We start from the raw sequence: 18,436 nt of genomic DNA on the forward strand, positions 1-18,436 counted from the left end.
CTGAAGGCAGCAAATACGCTACATAAGTTAATTACTTTATCGGTCAGGAAGCGCAAATCTTGAATAAAAAAATCAAAATAGCCTGCTCAAATCGTGAGTGTAAGCTTTCGCCACTTTCTCACCTGAATTCTTCATTTGCTGGATCATACTAACCAGTTTCTGAGCATATTGCGGATCCGTTGCATAACCCGCTTTTTGTAATGCATGAGCCGCTTGCTCAGCAGTTCCAGCGCTCATCACAGCAGAATAGCGTGGGTTATTGGTCAGCAATTTCACATAGTCGCCAATAGCCTCAATATAGGAATCGTAAACTCTGAAGCTGGCTTTTACCTTTTTGGCCACACCTTGCTCATACTCTGTCGTGGTTATTTCAGTTGTCGGTCCATTCCAACTGCCACCCGCCTTGATACCGAACAGATTGTGGCTTGGGCGCCCATCCTCAGTAGTGATTTCACGCTGCCCCCAGCCAGATTCAAGCGCCGCCTGGGCAATGATAAGGTGATGAGGTATGCCGCTATGCTGGCTGGCAATCTGTGCAGGCAAAGAAATCTGAGACACAAAATTGCTGTTGGATAATGGCAAGGCTGAACCCGTTGTTGGTAATTTGGGCAACGCTTTACGTACCATCTGCTCCACTGCCGCCGTTGGCATGCTTTTGAGCACATCGCCATCAAACGTTAATGGAACCGAGGGAACAGCAGCTTTAGCCGCCGTGGTATCTGGGGATTGTCGGGTCAATTGTTCAACCATGACATCGGCGAGCCCAAGTCCCTTGCCCTTAGTTGAAATCTCTTGAGCAATTTGCTGGTCATACATTGAGGTATACAGACGCGTCTGATCGCTGCTGAAGAGTCCGTCCTGCGGAATCGCAGAGCGCATGCTTTTCATCATCAATTGTACAAACACGCCTTCCATCTGTTGCGCAACCGCCCTGATGCCCTCTTTACTTTGAGGATTACCTGAAACTTCACGCTTCAACGTATTCAGGGACTGCGCATCATAGGCCGCGTTATTCAGCGTCTGCATATCACTCATCAGATAATTTCCAGTTTGGCACGCAAGCAGCCAGCACTTTGCATCGCCTGCAGAATAGACATCAGCTCCATCGGCGTCGCACCCAAGGAATTCAGTGCACGCACGACGTTGTTGAGGTTGGCGCTGGAATTAACTCGCTGTAAAACGCCGCCTGTTTGCTGAACTGAAATCTCTGTTTGCGGAGTCACAACCGTCTGACCGCCACCAAATGGGGTATTTGGCTGACTGACGTTGGCCTGCTGATTAATCGTCACAGAAAGGTTGCCCTGAGCGATAGCACAGCTATCCAGTGTGACATCACGATTCATTACGACAGAACCGGTGCGGGAGTTGATCACCACTTTAGCGTCCTGAATACCGACGTTGACTTCAATATTCTGAACATCGGCCAAAAAGCGTACCTGAGAGCTGTTGCCATGTGGAGCAAGAACCTGAATAGTGCGAGAGTCCAGTGGGGACGCTGTACCGCCGTATCCAGAGCGATTGATCGCATCACTGACTTTCTGCGCCATCGAGAAGTCGTCATTCTTCAGTTGCAGCATGATCGTATTTGACGTGCCAAACGTGCTGGGTAACTCACGTTCAATAACTGCACCGTTGCTAATTCGTCCACCGGCTAGTTGGTTAACCTGAACACTGCTTCCGCCAGCTGAGGCACCGGCACCGCCAACCAAAACGTTCCCTTGAGCCAAGGCGTATACTTGGTTATCCACCCCTTTTAATGGGGTCATTAGCAACGTCCCGCCTCGCAAGCTCTTCGCATTACCAAGTGAAGACACAACAATATCAATATTTTGGCCTGTTCTGCCAAACGGTGGAAGTTCTGCCGTTACCATCACCGCAGCTACATTCTTCAACTGCATGTTAGTGCCGGCAGGGACAGTAATACCTAATTGGGAAAGCATGTTTGTTAAGCTTTGCGTGGTAAACGGTGTCTGCATGGTCTGGTCACCAGAACCATCCAGACCGACAACTAAACCGTAACCAATTAACGCATTACCACGTACGCCCTGGATATTAACCAGATCGCGAATTCTCTCTGCCGACGCAGGCGTAATATTCAGCGTCAGTAACGTCAGCAGTACAGTGAAAAATGATGCAATCCGCATGGCAGGCCTCTTAAGCTTAGAACGGAGAAACATTGAGGAAGAACCGCTGTAACCAGCCCATGTTTTGCGCTTCATTAATATAGCCATTACCGACATATTCAATGCGCGCATCCGCTACCTGGGTTGATGGCACCGAGTTGTTACCACTAATGGTTCTCGGATTTACCACGCCAGAGAAACGGATAAACTCTGTTCCCTGATTAATTGCAATTTGTTTTTCGCCAACGACGTTAAGGTTGCCATTAGCCAACACTTGACCGACCGTGACTGTAATCGTGCCACTGAACGTGTTATTGGCGTTAGCACCACCTTTCCCTGAAAAATCATTCGTGCCTGTGGCATCCAATGCAGCACGGTTGTTCCCCAGAGGTCCTTCGAGATAGCGCGGTGTTGTCGCTACACCAAACGTTGACGACCCATTACGAGCAGCATTAGCTGATGAGCTTTTACTAGCGCTAACATTTTCCTGTAATACGATCGTCAATGTATCGCCAATATTGCGTGGGCGACGATCTTCAAACATCGGCTGATAGCCATAATTCATTGGCTGCACGGTTTGGAAAATAGAACCATTAGGACCCGCTAATACCGGCGATCCCGGCTGGGCTGTTGTAGGCCCAGTGACAACTTTATCATGCGGAATATAGGCGCAACCGTTAAGTGCTAACATCGCGATCAATGCCAGCAGACGGGGTCGGCGGAGTGGTTTGATAACCGACTTTGCATTCATTATCACTGCGGATATCGCCTTAAATTAATCTATTTCACATATTCACGGGGTAAATCAAAACCATATTTGCTCCACTCATCTGGTGGTTATGGTCATCATTACCCCGTTAAACACTGTCTATGTTGCCAACATCAAGCCACCAGAGCACCAGCTCTCACCCCTGACGTTAGCGGGTTACCATTACAGCTGGGTCAATTTCTGCAACATTTGGTCAGAAGAAGAAATTGCTTTACTGTTGATTTCATAGGCACGCTGAGTCTGAATCATCGATACCAATTCTTCAGCCACATTGACGTTGGAAGTTTCGACATACTTCTGATACAGCAGACCTGCGCCATTCAAACCTGGGTTCGTTTCATTCGGCGCACCAGAGCTCGCGGTTTCCAGATACAGGTTTTCACCCATGCTCTCAAGGCCGCTATCGTTAATAAAGGTCGTTAGAGTCAACTGACCAATCTGGTTTGTTGCTGCCTGTCCCTGCACTTTAACGCTGACAATACCATCACGACCAATATTCAGTTCAGTCGCATTCGCTGGAACGGTAATGGCAGGCTGAACTTGATAACCGCTGGACGTCACTAACTGGCCGTTACCATCAAGCTGGAAGGCACCATCGCGCGTGTAAGCCGTTGTCCCATCAGGCAACTGAACCTGAAAGAACCCTTGACCTTTAATGGCAACGTCCTTCGAGTTCCCCGTCTCAGAAAACGTCCCTTGAGTATGGATACGTTCTGTTGATACCGGACGAACACCGGTACCTAACTGCAAACCAGACGGTAGCATGGTTTGCTCTGAAGACTGAGCACCGGGCTGACGAATTGTTTGATACATCAAGTCTTCAAATACCGCACGCTGACGCTTGAAACCATTAGTGCTGACGTTTGCCAAGTTATTGGAAATAACGTCCATATTGGTTTGCTGAGCATTCAAGCCGGTTTTTGCAATCCACAAAGAACGGATCATTTATTCACTCCTGTGCGCACTCGGCGCTTAACCCATTGCTAATATCTGATTAGCGCGTTGTGCATTATCGTCGACGCTGCTAATGACTTTCATCTGCATTTCAAAGCGACGGGCATTGGCAATCATATCGACCATAGTATCGACCGTGTTCACGTTACTGCCTTCGATCACACCCGGCATAATGCGCACGGTGGGATCGTTTTGCAGAACATTACCACGTTGCTGCTGAGCCTGTTGCGTCAAGCGAAACAATCCATCATCAGAACGCTCAACTTCTTGTCCGGTAGCTTTGACAAGCTTCAAACGCCCCAACTGGGCAATCGTATTAGGTGGATCCCCAGCATTAAGGGCAGAAATCGTACCATCAGCAGAAATGCTGATCTGAGCCTGCGGAGGGATGTCAATCGGTCCACCGTCGCCCATGACTACACGCCCCTGAATAGTCAACTGCCCATCAGCGTTGATCTCCATATTACCATTACGGGTGTACGCTTCACCGCCATTAGCAGTTTGCACCGCTAACCAACTCTCTTTCGGTAAAGCGACATCCATTGCACGGCCAGTATAATTCATCACGCCTTCGGTCATATCAGCGCCAGGCGTTGAAGCGACAACCAGCGTTCGGGTGGGCAGTGTCAACCCATTTACCGGCACAGCGCGCAATGCTGATAGCTGAGCCCGAAAACCCGGCGTTGAGGCATTAGCCAAGTTGTTCGCAGTAATCGCCTGCTTTTCCAATGACTGACTCGCGCCACCCATTGCCGTATAAATCGCGTGATCCATGCAACGTCCCCGTTAGGATAATTAACGCAGGCTAACCAGCGTTTGTAGAATGGAATCCTGCGTTTTGATGGTTTGCGCGTTTGACTGGTAGTTACGCTGCGCAACGATCATGCTAACTAGCTCTTTACTCAGATCAACGTTCGAGCTTTCGGTAGATTTGCCGATCAGTTTACCCAGACTTCCTGTACCCGCCAGACCAACAACAGCCTGACCAGAACTTGCTGTTTCAGACCAAGCGTTATCACCTTCAGGCGACAAACCTTCTGGGTTGGCAAAACTAGCCAACAGAATTTGGCCTAACGCTTGCTTTTGACCATTGCTGTAGCTACCTTCGATCGTACCATCGTCATTGATCGCAAAACCCGTCAGTGAGCCTGGAGCGAAACCATTCTGGGTCGGGCTCTTATAGCTATATTCGGTATTTTGCTGCACGCTGCCAGTCAGATTGAGAGTGAAGGTACCATTCGCAGCACCATTCGTTCCCGTAAGATTGAGAGTAAAAGGTGTGTGTGCAGTAGCCCCAGTAGAACTTAAGGCACCATTCGCTTCAAAATTCAGCGTTCCTGCATTTTGATACGTAGCTGGATTGATTGAGTCATCCTTAGCATACGTCTGCCATGTATTGTTTGCCGTTTTAACAAAATACAGGGTGAAGTTATGCACGTTACCCTGACTATCATAGGTTGTAAGTGCAGTTTTGCTGTTATAGGTGCCTTCTGCACCAGGCGTTGTAGCCCAAGCGTTTGTTGGAACCGAGTCTGAAGATTTCAGGTTAGCCTTAATTGATGCAACTGACGTTTGGCTCGCCAGCATATCTCCATCAGGAACAGTCAACGGTACTGGATCGGCCCCTGTTTGAACAGTTGGCGGCGTACCCGCAACTGGGTAACCCGTCAATTGCATGCCTTGTGCGTTGACGATATTACGGCCGTTCAGCATAAACTGACCATTACGGCTGTAATAAGTAGAACCATTGGTGTCTTGTAGACGGTAAAAACCGCCGCCGCTAATCGCGATATCCAAGTCTCGTGAAGACGACGTAACAGTACCGTTACCGAAATCCTGCAATACCGATGCGACCTTCACACCCATACCAACTTTAGAACCCGCAAACATATCAGCAAATGTGACGTTCCCGGATTTAAAACCCACTGTCGCTGAGTTAGCGATGTTATTACCGATAACATCAAGATTATTAGATGCTGCGTTTAAACCACTGACCGCCTGAGAAAAACCCATGCCGTTCTCCAGATGAATTGATTAAGTCATATTCCAGGTAGTGAGTTTTACTGGAATAATATGAAATTTATATCGTTACAGAATCTGCCTTACATCGTCCAGAGTGGCTTTGCCGCGCAGACCTAAATCAAGCAATGCGCCGCTATCGCCGCGAACAACACTATTTACAACCGCATAGCTCAATGGCTGTACAACTTGCTGCGCGCCACCCGTGCTGGCAGCAACCGTAAAGGTATAAGCCCCATCTGGTGCAACAGTGCCATCAGCAAGCTTACTATCCCAGTTGAACGAGTGAACCCCAGCAGACAGCGTCCCTAATTCGATCGTACGAACAGCTTTACCTGTCGCATCATTAACGGTAACAGTGACAACTTCAGCCGCTTTTTCCAGTTCAACACCAAAAGGCGTACTGGTTTCTTTACCAACCAGAATGTCTTTTCCAGGGATCATGACACTGTGGCCAATCAGCGTTGATGCCTGCATAGACTGGTTGTTATTGATCTGCCCAGAGATAGAACCCAACGTGGTATTCAACTTCTCGATACCGCTAACCGTATTAAGCTGAGCAAGTTGACTTACCAACTGATCATTACTCATCGGATTCGTCGGATCCTGATTCTTCAACTGCGCAACCAGCAATGTCAGGAACTGATTCTGTAGGTCAGCGCTGCTGTTTTTCTCTACCGCCGTTGTCGACGAGAGACCCTGCGTGCTACTCGCCGAGGAGGTATCATTAATTGTTACAGACATTATTTCGTCTCCCGATTATTGCCCGATCGTTAACGTCTTCAGCATCATCGATTTTGTCGTATTCAAGACTTCGACGTTTGCCTGATAACTGCGTGATGCTGAAATGGTGTTCACCATCTCAGCCACTGGGTCAACATTCGGCATGCGAACGTATCCCTGCCCATCAGCCAGTGGGTTGCCCGGCTCGTAAACCAGTCGAGCAGGTGATGGGTCTTCGATAACATTAGCAACGCGCACGCCGCCAGTTGATTGCCCCGGGGCTGCATTCACTTCGAATACTACCTGCTTGGCACGATAAGGTTGACCATCAGGACCCGTCACGCTGTCTGCGTTAGCCAGGTTGCTGGCGCTCACATTAAGGCGCTGAGATTGCGCAGAAAGCGCAGAGCCTGAAATTTCGAATATATTTAATAACGACATGAATATTTACCTTCTCACCGCGCTACGATCACGAACCTGACTGCAGGACCGACATCATGCCTTTAATCTGTCCGCCCAGAACGGTCAGGTTGGTTTGATATTTCAGGCTATTATCGGCAAAATTAGTGCGTTCACGATCCATATCGACCGTATTGCCATCCAACGCAGGTTGATCGGGCACGCGATATAACAAATCAAGCTCCGGCGGCTGAAAACTCTGCGCAGGTATATGCCGCACAGAGGTAGTTTTCAGTGCGATACCTGTACCGTTCACACGCCCCTGCTCCATAGTTTTACTGAGCTGGCTGGCAAAATCGATATCCCTGGCCTGATAGCCTGGCGTATCCGCATTGGCAATATTCGCGGCCAGAATTTCCTGCCGCTGGGCACGCAAGTTCAACGCTTCCTGCTGAAACCGCAACGAGGCGTCTAATTTATCAAGCATGCTCCCTCCGCAAGTTAGAATTTGGAGTGAGTAGGATAATTCTCATTATGGCTATACCATCGAACGAATAGACGCCAAATGCAGCGCTATTTATTGCCTTAACCTTACACTGACATCGTTACACTTATGCCCGATATAAACAGAACCAGGAGAGCGAACTAAAATGAAAACAATACATTATTATCTCTGCCTGGCGGTGTCCTGTTTTTTCGTCCTATGTGCCCCCGTCAATGCGAACGACCTTCCGGCACAGATCAATCAATTTTTTGCCTCACGCTTTCAGGGAAGCACGAATGCCGTTAACGTTGTGGTAAAATCGCCAGAGTCGCAGTGGCCACAGTGCGAAGCGCCCCAAATCACGTTCCCCGGGAATACGAAAATGTGGGGTAATGTGAGCCTGTCTGTACGGTGTGGGCAGCAGCGCCGCTTCATTCAAACTGAAGTTCAGGTAACAGGGAACTATGTCATCAGTTCACGGCCTATAAATCGCGGGACAGCGCTGACGGAAAAAGATATTAGTCTGACAAAGGGCAGGCTCGATTTATTACCGCTGCGCCCTATACTGACGTTGCAAGGTGCACAGGGTGCGGTCATTTTACGCGACCTAACACCTGGACAGGTTATTACTACGTCCATGATCAGACGTGCCTGGATAGTAAAAGCAGGTCAGTCGGTGCAAATTATCGCCCAAGGGGAAGGCTTTACGATTAATGGCGAAGGAAAAGCCATGAACAATGCGGCAGCCGGACAAGCAGTCAGAGTCAGAACAGCAAATGGACAAATAATCAGCGGAATCACAAATGAAGATGGGATTATTCTGATCTCACAGTAATTAATTAAAGATTTGCTCATGTTTGCCGATGATAGTTACATAGTCATTACTGACGACGTTTTAAAATTGAACACCAATGTGATGAACGTTCCGTAACACATTGATGATTAACTATTTATCCTCAAACCAGAGGGATGTATTATGAGTATTGATCGCACACAGTCACTGAAGCCGGTCAGTCAAGTTCAGCAACGTGAATCTGGCGATGTCGCTAAAACCAAACGCAAACAGGCTGAAGCTCAGTCTGAAGTTAGTGCAACACAGGTAAAACTGAGCGATGCACAGGCAAAGTTGATGCAGCCAGGCACGCAGGACATTGATATGAATCGCGTGGAAACCTTAAAGCAGGCGATTCGTGATGGCTCACTAAAAATTGATGCTGGAAAAATCGCGGATGCATTACTTAAAGAAACGCAGGATTTTTTAGCAGGTAATTAATATTTATGGAAAATCTGCAATCAATTCTGGATCAACTGCTAAGTAATCTACGTGAGCTTGATGCGGTTCTGTCTGAAGAGCAAACGCTGCTTTGTGCCGGGTATATTAATAACATTGCTCTGCAACAGGTGACTGAGAGGAAGACGTCCTTGCTGGCGACGATGCAGCATTTGGAAACGCGACGCCATGAATCCGAATCCGCTCTTACGCTACAAGCGCCTTATGACGGCATTGAACCGTTGTCTGTATACTGGCAGCAAGTTCAAGAGTTAACCAGACGTCTAAATAATCAGAATAAGCATAATGGCCTTCTGCTTAGTCGCCATATTGCGTATACGAACGAAGCCATCAATATATTGAAGCCTCGTCATGGCCAAGGGTTATATGGTCCTGATGGTCAGTCGAAAGGTGTGACCGTTGGCGGTAGAAAAATCACGTTCTAAAAGTCTCTGCATCTTAGCAGAGACTTTTCATCATTTAAAACAGCCCGTTATTTAAAGATAACCATTTCAAAAATCACTTATAGTTCACCGCAATGTCGATCGTACGGACGCTGAACGAGTGGTTAATACGTCCATTTCCTTCAATGTAGTATACAAAACGAAACTCATTATTTGCCGCTAACCCATCAAATGCCTGAGTTTGTCCGTCGCCACTACCATCTAAGTCAACACAGCGCTGCGGCGATTGTGAACACAGTTTCACAACAAGCCCTACAGGTATCGCTGAATCAATCACATGCCGCCAATATATTGTCGTAATCGTTTCATCTGGCTTAACCGCTATATTAGGAATAAAAGCTGACGTCGTAACCATTTCACCACGATGATCAAGTTTTATTCCCGGCATGCTTCCGTTCCAACTACCTGGCGTCGCAATAGCACAAAGTGGGAATACTAGCGCTGTTGCTACCAGAGAACGTATCACCTTCCTCATTTCTGAGCTTCTCCAATAACCGATGTCATGCGAATTTGGCGATGATCGCTGATTTCCAAATTAGAAAGTACGGCCATGTTCGGTAGGCTACGATGCAAGAATCGGGCGAGTAAAGCACGTAAAGCATGGTTCACAAGCAGAACCGGCGGAGCACCCAACATTTCCTGCCGCTGTAGCGCTTGTTTCGCCTGTTCAAGTAGACGATCGGCAAGCCCTGGCTCGAGGCCACCACCGCCTTGAAGCGCCTGTAGCAGAAGGCGCTCCAACGACCCTTCCAGGCCGATAACCTGAAGCTCACTGTCTCCCGGAAACCACTGCTGAGTGATAGCCCGTCCCAGAGCAACCCTAACCACCGTGGTGAGTTCATAAGGGTCTGGCTGCACTGGCGCATGTTCAGCCAATGTCTCCATGATAGTGCGCATATCCCTAATCGAAACTCTCTCGCTAAGCAGATTTTGCAAGACCTTGTGCAAGGTAGTTAGCGTTACCACACCAGGAATGAAATCTTCTGTCAGTTTTGGCATTTCCTGAGCAACGCGCTCCATCAATTGCTGAGCTTCTTGTCGACCAAACAGTTCACTGGCATGTAAGGCAATTAGGTGGTTCAAGTGTGTTGCAACCACTGTACTTGCTTCTACTACCGTGAATCCCTGAGCTTGCGCTTGATCTTTCAATGCATTATCAATCCAGACTGCTGGCAGCCCAAACGCAGGATCCTGCGTGATATCTCCAGACAAAGAACCAACCGCATTACCCGGATTGATAGCCATCCAACGACCAGGATGAGCTTCACCGCTACCCACCTCAACACCTTTCATCAATATGCGATAACTAGCAGGCTGGAGCTCTAAATTATCCCGGATATGAACCACTGGCGGTAAGTATCCCATTTCCTGAGCAAACTTCTTCCTGATACTACGAATCCTACCCAGTAGTTCGCCATCTTGCTGCGCGTCAACCATTGGGATCAATCGATAGCCAACTTCCATACCCAGCGGGTCTTCAAGCTGTACATCAGACCAGCTGGCTTCAATAACCTGATGTTTCTCCATTGATGCCGGAATAGGTTGCATAGCGGGTTCTTTTGTCTGTTCCCCACGTATCCACCAAGCAAGCCCCAATAAAGATGCAGTGAATAACAGAAAGACAAAATTAGGCATTCCAGGAACCAACCCAATGAGCCCAATTACCGCAGCACTCAGCACCATAACCCGCGGATTATTGAATAGCTGGGTGACCATCTGTTGGCCAACATCTTGATCGGTACTCACGCGAGTAACAATGACACCCGCCGCGGTAGAAATAATCAGAGCAGGGATCTGAGCAACCAAGCCATCACCGATAGTAAGCAGCGTATAACTCTCCGCAGCCTGCCCTACCGGCATTCCGTGCTGTACAACACCGACGATCAATCCACCAACAATGTTGATGACCATGATAATCAATCCTGCGACAGCATCACCACGCACGAATTTACTAGCACCATCCATTGAGCCATAGAAATCTGACTCCTGAGTTACCTCGGTGCGACGCTTTTTCGCCTCTTCTTCACCAATTATCCCAGCATTAAGATCGGCATCGATCGCCATCTGTTTACCTGGCATACCATCCAACACAAAGCGGGCACCAACTTCAGCGATACGTCCGGCACCTTTGGTGATAACCATAAAGTTGATTAGGACAAGAATGATAAAGACCACAATACCAATGGCAAAATTCCCACCTACCAGAAAGTGTCCGAATGCTTCGACAACCTTCCCAGCTGCGGCAGTCCCTGTGTGCCCATCCAACAAAATAATACGGGTAGATGCAACGTTGAGTGACAAACGCAATAGCGTAGAAAACAGTAGAATGGTAGGAAATGCGGCAAATTCCAGTGTCCGTTGCGTAAACATCGCAACCAGCAATACCATGATTGATAGTGCGATGTTAAAGGTAAATAGCAGATCCAGAATGAATGGCGGCAGCGGCAATACCATCATGGAAAGTATCAGCAGGATCAGTATTGGTCCGGCTAATATTTGCCATTGACTACCTTTCATATTACTCGGTAAACGAAGCAAAGAGGCCAAATTAGCCATCAGTAGTATTCTCTTTAGCAAAATCCAGTGCATCCGGCACTGGTAGATGTTTCGGTTTTCTAGGAATTAAGCCACCTTCACGCTTCCAGCGTTTCAGTTGATAAACCCAGGCTAAGACTTCTGCAACAGCAGCATACAGCGCAGCCGGAATGTGCTGCCCGACCTCTGAATGACGAAATAGTGCTCGCGCCAACGGTGGTGCTTCTAAAATAGGAACGCGGTGTTCTGTCCCCAGTTCACGAATACGTAAAGCGATGTCGCCAGCTCCTTTAGCCAACACTTTCGGCGCATTCATTTTTTTATCATCATAGCGTAATGCTACTGCATAATGCGTCGGGTTAGTGACTATAACATCAGCCTTAGGGACATCAGCCATCATCCTACGTTGGGCCATTGCCCTTTGTTGCTGACGAATACGTCCTTTAACATGGGGATCGCCTTCGCTCTGTTTATGCTCGTCACGGATTTCCTGCTTCGTCATCCGTAATTTTTTGATGTGACTCCAGACTTGCCAAAACACATCAAAAGCGACCATCGGAATAAGGCCAATAATGATGAGAAAGCCACACATTACGGCCAATTCCAACGCATCACCTAACGCCGCAATCGGCGCTTCGGATACCAGATGCAATATTTTAGGCCAGTTGTGAATCAAGAATAAGGTACTAATGATCCCAACTATGACTGATTTCAATATCGCCTTAAAAAGTTCAGCTAATGCTTGGGAAGAAAATAACCGTTTCAGCCCAGAAATAGGATCTAATTTTTTGAAGTCAACTTTTAATGACTTAGTACTAAATAATATCCCACCCAGTAGCATCGGTGCAGACAGCGCAACTAATACGGCCCCGAGCATAATCGGTACCAGCGCCGACACAGCCTGGCGCAATAGTGAACCAACATGGCGTAGCATTTGGGTATCATCGCCAATCGTCGCGTAATCAAAATTTAACGACTGTGAGACAATTCTGGCCAAACGGCCAGCCATGACATCGCCCCCTATCCACAGAATAGCCAATCCTGCGACCATCATCAGAACAGAAGTCAGCTCTCTAGATCGCGGGATCTGGCCTTCTTCTCGCGCCTTCTCCTCTTTTTGGGGAGTGGGGGCTTCTGTTTTTTCTAGATCGCTATCTTCAGCCACGTTGGCGTTCCTGTTACGACTTTCGGGATAGGAATTTGCTGCCTAGCATGACAAATACGAGAAAGTTTTATGGCTGGAACAACGAGAAAAACCGACGCTTTTTTAACGAATAGTAAAAAAGAAAGGGAGGGAGAAATCGATCTTGGTTATTTATGGCCATAAATACTGGCCATAAATAGCTGGGGCATTGGTGCTCGTAGCCTTTTCAAAAAAGAAGATGACTCCTTTTTCTGACGCAAGACTCATTAGAATCCGAGACTATCCAGAAGGTCGTCAACCTGATCCTGATTGGCTACGATACCAGCTGCACCTTTATCCAACTGAGGTCCATTCAGAAGACCATCATTTACACGCTTAGGTGCATCTGGTTTTTCTGGAATATTGTCAAGCAACACCATCAGCAGTTGTTTTTCAATCTCTTGAACAACATCCATCATACGCTTGATTACCTGACCGGTAAGGTCCTGGAAATCCTGCGCCATCATAATTTCCAACAGCTGAGCGTTGGTAAACGAGGTATGCTGTGGTACATCTTCAAGATAGCTACGCGTATCCGTCACTAATTCGCGGGCATCGGCCAGTTCGATTGGATTTTCAAACCATTCATCCCAACGTACCTTCAGAGATTTAGCATCAGCTTCTAGCAGGTTCTGACGTGGTTGCGCAGCCTCTACGCAGTTCAGAGCACGTTCTGCCGCTTGCGCAGTCATCTGGACTACATAGTCAAGACGATCGCGTGCATCAGGAATAGCCTCTGCTGCTTCTGCTATCGCATTATCGAGACCCAGTTCTTTCAAACTGTCGCGCAGCATACGAGTCAATTGGCCGATACGCGAAATAATCTCGGTTGCTGAAGCTGTGTCGTTCACGGACGGCATCTGTGGCGTCATAAGATCCCCTTACATACCCAATTTTTCGAAAATCTTACTTAGTTTTTCTTCGAGGGTAGCTGCAGTAAATGGTTTAACTACATAGCCGCTAGCACCTGCTTGTGCTGCAGCAATAATGTTCTCTTTCTTCGCTTCTGCCGTTACCATCAGTACGGGAAGCTTGGAAAGCGCGCCGTCAGCACGAATAGTCTGCAATAGCTCCAATCCATCCATATTGGGCATATTCCAGTCAGAAATGACGAAATCAAAAGCACCGGAGCGAAGCTTATTCAGCGCATCTGAGCCATCTTCTGCCTCTTCTACGTTATTAAAGCCCAGTTCCTTAAGCAGGTTACGGACAATTCGGCGCATTGTCGAAAAATCATCCACTACCAGAAATCTGAGTTCTTTATCGGCCATACCTACTCCTAAAATATTTATTGCTCACCGAGAGCTGCTTATATACGTAATGCCTGTCCGGCAGAGATTTGTGCCAACATTCGCTGGCTCACCTGGTGCAAATCCACCACTTCATCGACGCCACCCATCGCAATCGCTTCACGTGGCATCCCAAAAACCACACAACTTGCTTCATTTTGGGCCAGAGTATAAGCACCAGCCTGATGGAGTTCCAACATGCCGGCCGCCCCATCATTCCCCATTCCCGTGAGGATTACCCCTACGGCATTTCGCCCAGCGTATTGGGCAACCGAACGGAATAACACATCAACAGATGGACGATGCCGATTGACGGGTGGTCCATCATTTAAACGTACCTGGTAGTTTGCCCCACTGCGCGCCAACTCAAGATGGCGAGCCCCCGGCGCAATATAGGCATGTCCAGGAAGGACACGTTCCCCATCTTCTGCTTCTTTCACCGTAATCTGGCATAACTTATTCAAACGCTCGGCGAAAGATTTCGTAAAGCCCGGAGGCATGTGCTGTGTAATCAATAACGCAGGACTTGTCGGCGGCAGGGGTTGTAATACATGCCGTATCGCTTCCGTTCCCCCTGTGGATGCACCAATCGCGATTAGTTTTTCACTACTGAGCAATGGCATATGCTGAATAATTTTTGTTGGCTCTGCCGTTGTACTACGTTGCGGCAGACGCGCCTTCGCTGCCATGCGAATTTTTTCCGCAATCAGTTCGCTGTATGCAAGCATCCCCTCGCGGATACCTAACTGCGGTTTGGTGACAAAATCAATAGCACCAAGCTCCAGAGCGCGAAGCGTAATTTCAGAGCCTTTTCCCGTTAAAGATGACACCATTACAACAGGCATCGGGCGCAGGCGCATAAGCTTTTCAAGAAAATCCAGCCCATCCATGCGCGGCATTTCAACGTCCAGCGTTAATACCTGAGGATTGAATTTTTTAATCAAATCACGAGCAACTAATGGGTCTGGCGCAGTCGCGACAACTTCCATATCAGGATGGCTATTAATTATTTCAGTCATGATCTGACGCATTAGGGCAGAATCATCAACGCATAATACTCTTATCTTGCTCATTATCTTTCCTTAGCCAGTCCATATACAGTTTGCCCGCGCAAATAGAATTCACGACTGATCTGGCTGAAATTCTCTGAATGCCCAGCAAATAACAGTCCACCCGGTTTAAGCATCGGGACGAATCGACGGAGAATACGCTCTTGAGTTTCTTTATCGAAATAAATCATTACATTGCGACAAAAAATAGCATCGAATGGTGCGGGGACGGACCAATCAGGTGCGAGCAGATTTAGTTGTTGGAAATGCACCATGGACGCAAGCTCAGGGCGAACGCGAACCAAACCGCTATGTGGCCCAGTACCGCGTAAAAAAAACCGCTGTAGTTGCTGTGGAGAAAGAGAGCGCAATTCTTCTTGGCGATAGATGCCAGCCGTTGCCTTTTCTAACACTTGGGTATCAATGTCACTGGCCCATACCTGACATCCACTCGCTTTGTTACCTAAGACCTCAGCAAGTGTCATCGCCAATGAATAAGGTTCTTCCCCTGTAGACGCCGCCGTACTCCAGATGGTGTAGCCATTTGGACGTTTTTTTGCATGTTCTGCCAATATGGGAAAATGGTGGGCTTCGCGGAAAAACGCTGTCAGGTTAGTCGTTAATGCATTAACAAAGGCTTGCCATTCCGCACTGTTAGGATCTGACTCCAGTAGTGCTAAATACTGGCCAAAGTCATTGATACCCAATAAACGGAGACGTCTGACCAAACGGTTATAAACCATTTCGCGTTTGTGATCGGCGAGGACAATGCCGGCACGCTGATATATTAATTGGCTGATTCGACGGAAATGTGTGTCCGACAACGGCAACCGGTCAACCATCTGCGTCAGAATAGAAGCAGATTCAGGGCGATTTTGCGATGGTGTACTTTTCATATCAAACCGCTCTAATCTTGTTTTTTGCTATGGTGTTTTTCAATCTGAACTTTCCTTTACAGCTAACGCAGGTTTTTATTGTCATTCGTCAATTATTTATCGCATTGCGATTAAAACTGACACTGTATTGGTAATACACCCCGCAAGTTCTGAAAACCGAACCGCATAGCGGTGCCTGTTCTACCAAAGCCACATGCTGTTGGGTGGCGTTGTCCCTCTCATCACAGCTGTGCTACCTGCTTGCTTTGCTCTTTGGCCTTAATATTTTTAGCCTTAATACCAAAGCCACCTCACCCCATCACATCCATAACACAAGTTACAGATTGAACAATACCATGAATTACCATACCGCAAAGTACCGAGCACCACCTTACGATAATCCAAGTGCACACCGATAAATTACTCGCATATTCATTTTTTAAATTATGGCGAGTAAACAATCACCCAGCCACTTACATGTAAGCGGCTGGGGATGTACTTAGTAACGGCTTTACTGCATTTTGGGCTTATTTATAGAGCCTATGCCACGGTTTTTATCAGAAGGTTTCCCAATTGTCAGTTGATGAACCTTCTTTCGCTTTCTTACCGCCATTCACCGATGGGGCCAACAACACAGGTTTCTGACCCGCGGTTGCCTGTGTCGTTCTTCTGAACGACCCCGTATCTTCCGACAAACGGAATACAGCGACGGCCTGATTCAGCACTTTCACTTGTTCTTCCAATGCAACGGCGGCAGCCGCAGATTCTTCAACCAAGGAGGCATTTTGTTGCGTAACCCGATCCATCTCAGTTACAGCCTGACCGACCTGATCAATACCTTTACTTTGCTCATCAGAAGCAGAGGCAATTTCGCCCATAATATCCGTTACACGAGTGACGGCACTGACGATCTCTCCCATCGTCTCACCAGCACTTTCAACCAAGACAGAACCTTCATCGACCCGGCTGACAGAATCTTCAATCAGACTTTTAATTTCTTTTGCAGCCTGAGCACTACGCTGCGCCAAATTACGAACTTCCCCTGCAACAACCGCGAATCCACGGCCCTGCTCTCCTGCCCTGGCAGCTTCAACCGCCGCATTCAGCGCAAGAATGTTGGTTTGGAAAGCAATACCATCAATTACACTAGTAATATCGGCAATTTTTTGGGAACTTCCAGCAATATTGTGCATGGTTCTGACGACATTATCGACGACCTTGCCACCCTTCTGCGCCGTCTCTGACGCACTCAGTGCCAACTGGCTGGCCTGACGAGCATTTTCCGCATTCTGTTTAACTGTTGCCGTCAGCTGTTCCATGCTTGCCGCCGTTTCTTCTAGCGAGGCAGCCTGTTGTTCAGTACGTGAGGAAAGATCGTTATTCCCTGCACTAATTTCTGTAGCGCCGGTATAAATAGCATCAGCACCTTGTCGAACCGCGCTCACCGTCGAAACAAACTCACTTTGCATATGGCGAATGCTGTCAGCCAGAATTCCCATTTCATTACTACTGTGAAAATCAGTCGTTTTTGTCAGATCGCCTTTCGCAATATGGCGAATATGTTCAACAATACTATTTAGCGGTCTAATTAATAATTGTTGAATACCAAACCAGGAAAACAAGGCTAGGGCAAAAACCAAAGTAATGATAGAACCTAGAATCCAAAGCGCCGAGTCATACGCTGCATCATTTTTAGCTATACCAGCCTGATAAAGTTTATCGTTTTCTGCTTTATAGACGTAATACGCTTTTTCAAAGTTATCCTGAAAGCGCTGGGTCGGTTGCTCAATAAACTTCTTAAACTCCCCTGCGTTCAAAAACTGAATGAGTTCGGTCAGTGCCGCATTCAGAGCGACATAGTTTTCTTTTACGCCACGAGAAATACTGTCATCCTGCCGTGCATCCTGAGGCATTTTCTCATAGCGGATGAAATAATCATTTGCCACTGCAAGCTGCTTTTCAGCAGAGGTGAGAAGCTCTTTACCACCAACTCCCGCCCCCGTCCCGCTTACATCAAGGGCAAAACGCGTACCCGCGCGGTTGAGTGTATTACGGGTCTGTAATAAATATGACCATGCAGAGTCCAACTCGGAACGCTTCTGGTTAATAACCTGCGTTGAGCTGAAGATATCCTTATCATTTTTTAATGCACTAAAGAATAAACCACCAGAAATAAGCTGGAGTGCCCCAAACAACACCAGTACAAGCATCAAACCGGTAACAACTTTTATACGGTTAAACATATAACGCCTTTTGAGTAGAACAACCACCGATAATATCGGCATTATTCTGGATATCTT

20 protein-coding genes are annotated in these 18,436 nt (G+C 47.6%); 3 read left to right on the plus strand and 17 right to left on the minus strand.

What is annotated here, in order from left to right; translation table 11 throughout:
* Window positions 1-72: 72 nt before the first annotated feature.
* From flgJ to flgB, 9 genes are all read right to left on the minus strand, one after another.
* Window positions 73-1,035, minus strand: a complete 963-nt coding sequence (flgJ, locus tag GZ59_RS13925; protein ID WP_011093289.1) for a flagellar assembly peptidoglycan hydrolase FlgJ — start codon at window positions 1,033-1,035, stop codon at window positions 73-75.
* Window positions 1,035-2,144, minus strand: coding sequence for a flagellar basal body P-ring protein FlgI (locus tag GZ59_RS13930; RefSeq protein WP_011093288.1), 1,110 nt, complete (start codon window positions 2,142-2,144; stop codon window positions 1,035-1,037). Before GZ59_RS13930 ends, flgJ begins: the two co-directional genes overlap by 1 nt.
* A 16-nt stretch (window positions 2,145-2,160) precedes the next feature.
* A complete protein-coding gene (locus tag GZ59_RS13935; RefSeq protein WP_039292566.1) occupies window positions 2,161-2,874 on the minus strand; it encodes a flagellar basal body L-ring protein FlgH in 714 nt (237 codons plus the stop codon).
* Between the two features lie 180 nt (window positions 2,875-3,054).
* The gene (gene flgG / locus GZ59_RS13940; protein ID WP_011093286.1) at window positions 3,055-3,837 is read right to left on the minus strand and encodes a flagellar basal-body rod protein FlgG; all 783 of its coding nucleotides are present in this window, start codon (window positions 3,835-3,837) and stop codon (window positions 3,055-3,057) included.
* 27 nt (window positions 3,838-3,864) lie between these two features.
* Window positions 3,865-4,620 carry a flagellar basal body rod protein FlgF gene (locus GZ59_RS13945; protein ID WP_011093285.1) on the minus strand — a complete coding sequence of 252 codons (756 nt, stop codon included), beginning with the start codon at window positions 4,618-4,620 and terminating at the stop codon, window positions 3,865-3,867.
* Window positions 4,621-4,641: 21 nt separating this feature from the next.
* The gene (gene flgE, locus GZ59_RS13950) at window positions 4,642-5,859 is read right to left on the minus strand and encodes a flagellar hook protein FlgE (protein WP_011093284.1); all 1,218 of its coding nucleotides are present in this window, start codon (window positions 5,857-5,859) and stop codon (window positions 4,642-4,644) included.
* A 75-nt stretch (window positions 5,860-5,934) separates the two neighbouring features.
* Window positions 5,935-6,609, minus strand: coding sequence for a flagellar hook assembly protein FlgD (gene flgD, locus GZ59_RS13955; protein ID WP_011093283.1), 675 nt, complete (start codon window positions 6,607-6,609; stop codon window positions 5,935-5,937).
* Between the two features lie 15 nt (window positions 6,610-6,624).
* Complete coding sequence (flgC, locus tag GZ59_RS13960) at window positions 6,625-7,029, minus strand: flagellar basal body rod protein FlgC (RefSeq protein WP_011093282.1); 405 nt, start codon at window positions 7,027-7,029, stop codon at window positions 6,625-6,627.
* Window positions 7,030-7,057: 28 nt separating this feature from the next.
* The gene (gene flgB / locus GZ59_RS13965) at window positions 7,058-7,474 is read right to left on the minus strand and encodes a flagellar basal body rod protein FlgB (protein ID WP_011093281.1); all 417 of its coding nucleotides are present in this window, start codon (window positions 7,472-7,474) and stop codon (window positions 7,058-7,060) included.
* 163 nt (window positions 7,475-7,637) lie between these two features.
* Between flgB and flgA the strand changes: the two genes are divergently transcribed.
* The 3 genes from flgA (at window position 7,638) to GZ59_RS13980 (ending at window position 9,187) form a co-directional block, all read left to right on the plus strand.
* A complete protein-coding gene (gene flgA / locus GZ59_RS13970; protein ID WP_011093280.1) occupies window positions 7,638-8,306 on the plus strand; it encodes a flagellar basal body P-ring formation chaperone FlgA in 669 nt (222 codons plus the stop codon).
* Window positions 8,307-8,447: 141 nt separating this feature from the next.
* The gene (flgM, locus tag GZ59_RS13975; RefSeq protein WP_011093279.1) at window positions 8,448-8,744 is read left to right on the plus strand and encodes a flagellar biosynthesis anti-sigma factor FlgM; all 297 of its coding nucleotides are present in this window, start codon (window positions 8,448-8,450) and stop codon (window positions 8,742-8,744) included.
* Between the two features lie 5 nt (window positions 8,745-8,749).
* Window positions 8,750-9,187 carry a flagella synthesis protein FlgN gene (locus GZ59_RS13980; protein WP_011093278.1) on the plus strand — a complete coding sequence of 146 codons (438 nt, stop codon included), beginning with the start codon at window positions 8,750-8,752 and terminating at the stop codon, window positions 9,185-9,187.
* A 73-nt stretch (window positions 9,188-9,260) separates the two neighbouring features.
* Here the strand turns inward: GZ59_RS13980 and GZ59_RS13985 are convergent, their stop codons facing one another.
* The 8 genes from GZ59_RS13985 to GZ59_RS14020 form a co-directional block, all read right to left on the minus strand.
* Window positions 9,261-9,680, minus strand: coding sequence for a flagellar protein FlhE (locus tag GZ59_RS13985; RefSeq protein WP_011093277.1), 420 nt, complete (start codon window positions 9,678-9,680; stop codon window positions 9,261-9,263).
* The gene (flhA, locus tag GZ59_RS13990) at window positions 9,677-11,761 is read right to left on the minus strand and encodes a flagellar biosynthesis protein FlhA (RefSeq protein ID WP_011093276.1); all 2,085 of its coding nucleotides are present in this window, start codon (window positions 11,759-11,761) and stop codon (window positions 9,677-9,679) included. The genes GZ59_RS13985 and flhA overlap by 4 nt, the downstream gene beginning before the upstream one ends.
* Complete coding sequence (gene flhB, locus GZ59_RS13995) at window positions 11,754-12,905, minus strand: flagellar biosynthesis protein FlhB (RefSeq protein WP_011093275.1); 1,152 nt, start codon at window positions 12,903-12,905, stop codon at window positions 11,754-11,756. The genes flhA and flhB overlap by 8 nt, the downstream gene beginning before the upstream one ends.
* A gap of 245 nt (window positions 12,906-13,150) precedes the next feature.
* Window positions 13,151-13,795 carry a protein phosphatase CheZ gene (gene cheZ, locus GZ59_RS14000; RefSeq protein ID WP_011093274.1) on the minus strand — a complete coding sequence of 215 codons (645 nt, stop codon included), beginning with the start codon at window positions 13,793-13,795 and terminating at the stop codon, window positions 13,151-13,153.
* 9 nt (window positions 13,796-13,804) lie between these two features.
* The gene (cheY, locus tag GZ59_RS14005; protein ID WP_011093273.1) at window positions 13,805-14,194 is read right to left on the minus strand and encodes a chemotaxis response regulator CheY; all 390 of its coding nucleotides are present in this window, start codon (window positions 14,192-14,194) and stop codon (window positions 13,805-13,807) included.
* A 38-nt stretch (window positions 14,195-14,232) separates the two neighbouring features.
* Window positions 14,233-15,285: a protein-glutamate methylesterase/protein-glutamine glutaminase gene (locus GZ59_RS14010; protein WP_011093272.1), complete on the minus strand. Its 1,053-nt coding sequence runs from the start codon at window positions 15,283-15,285 to the stop codon at window positions 14,233-14,235.
* Window positions 15,285-16,157, minus strand: coding sequence for a protein-glutamate O-methyltransferase CheR (gene cheR / locus GZ59_RS14015; protein WP_011093271.1), 873 nt, complete (start codon window positions 16,155-16,157; stop codon window positions 15,285-15,287). The genes GZ59_RS14010 and cheR overlap by 1 nt, the downstream gene beginning before the upstream one ends.
* 536 nt (window positions 16,158-16,693) lie before the next feature.
* Window positions 16,694-18,379: a methyl-accepting chemotaxis protein gene (locus GZ59_RS14020; protein ID WP_011093270.1), complete on the minus strand. Its 1,686-nt coding sequence runs from the start codon at window positions 18,377-18,379 to the stop codon at window positions 16,694-16,696.
* Window positions 18,380-18,436 lie beyond the last annotated feature (57 nt).

Origin of the sequence: Pectobacterium atrosepticum (assembly GCF_000740965.1) — a bacterium.
GTDB classification, from domain to species: Bacteria; Pseudomonadota; Gammaproteobacteria; order Enterobacterales; family Enterobacteriaceae; genus Pectobacterium; species Pectobacterium atrosepticum.

What these genes read in the sequence shown, in the direction of transcription:
- flgM (WP_011093279.1), top strand. Translation starts at nt 8,448, where the DNA reads ATGAGTATTGATCGCACACAGTCACTGAAGCCGGTCAGTCAAGTTCAG.
- flgG (WP_011093286.1), bottom strand. Translation starts at nt 3,837, where the DNA reads ATGATCCGTTCTTTGTGGATTGCAAAAACCGGCTTGAATGCTCAGCAA.
- flgJ (WP_011093289.1), bottom strand. Translation starts at nt 1,035, where the DNA reads ATGAGTGATATGCAGACGCTGAATAACGCGGCCTATGATGCGCAGTCC.
- flgC (WP_011093282.1), bottom strand. Translation starts at nt 7,029, where the DNA reads ATGTCGTTATTAAATATATTCGAAATTTCAGGCTCTGCGCTTTCTGCG.
- cheR (WP_011093271.1), bottom strand. Translation starts at nt 16,157, where the DNA reads ATGAAAAGTACACCATCGCAAAATCGCCCTGAATCTGCTTCTATTCTG.
- GZ59_RS13945 (WP_011093285.1), bottom strand. Translation starts at nt 4,620, where the DNA reads ATGGATCACGCGATTTATACGGCAATGGGTGGCGCGAGTCAGTCATTG.
- flgE (WP_011093284.1), bottom strand. Translation starts at nt 5,859, where the DNA reads ATGGGTTTTTCTCAGGCGGTCAGTGGTTTAAACGCAGCATCTAATAAT.
- flgD (WP_011093283.1), bottom strand. Translation starts at nt 6,609, where the DNA reads ATGTCTGTAACAATTAATGATACCTCCTCGGCGAGTAGCACGCAGGGT.
- GZ59_RS13935 (WP_039292566.1), bottom strand. Translation starts at nt 2,874, where the DNA reads ATGAATGCAAAGTCGGTTATCAAACCACTCCGCCGACCCCGTCTGCTG.
- GZ59_RS13930 (WP_011093288.1), bottom strand. Translation starts at nt 2,144, where the DNA reads ATGCGGATTGCATCATTTTTCACTGTACTGCTGACGTTACTGACGCTG.
- flgB (WP_011093281.1), bottom strand. Translation starts at nt 7,474, where the DNA reads ATGCTTGATAAATTAGACGCCTCGTTGCGGTTTCAGCAGGAAGCGTTG.
- GZ59_RS13980 (WP_011093278.1), top strand. Translation starts at nt 8,750, where the DNA reads ATGGAAAATCTGCAATCAATTCTGGATCAACTGCTAAGTAATCTACGT.
- flhA (WP_011093276.1), bottom strand. Translation starts at nt 11,761, where the DNA reads ATGGCTAATTTGGCCTCTTTGCTTCGTTTACCGAGTAATATGAAAGGT.
- flgA (WP_011093280.1), top strand. Translation starts at nt 7,638, where the DNA reads ATGAAAACAATACATTATTATCTCTGCCTGGCGGTGTCCTGTTTTTTC.
- GZ59_RS14010 (WP_011093272.1), bottom strand. Translation starts at nt 15,285, where the DNA reads ATGAGCAAGATAAGAGTATTATGCGTTGATGATTCTGCCCTAATGCGT.
- cheZ (WP_011093274.1), bottom strand. Translation starts at nt 13,795, where the DNA reads ATGACGCCACAGATGCCGTCCGTGAACGACACAGCTTCAGCAACCGAG.
- GZ59_RS13985 (WP_011093277.1), bottom strand. Translation starts at nt 9,680, where the DNA reads ATGAGGAAGGTGATACGTTCTCTGGTAGCAACAGCGCTAGTATTCCCA.
- GZ59_RS14020 (WP_011093270.1), bottom strand. Translation starts at nt 18,379, where the DNA reads ATGTTTAACCGTATAAAAGTTGTTACCGGTTTGATGCTTGTACTGGTG.
- cheY (WP_011093273.1), bottom strand. Translation starts at nt 14,194, where the DNA reads ATGGCCGATAAAGAACTCAGATTTCTGGTAGTGGATGATTTTTCGACA.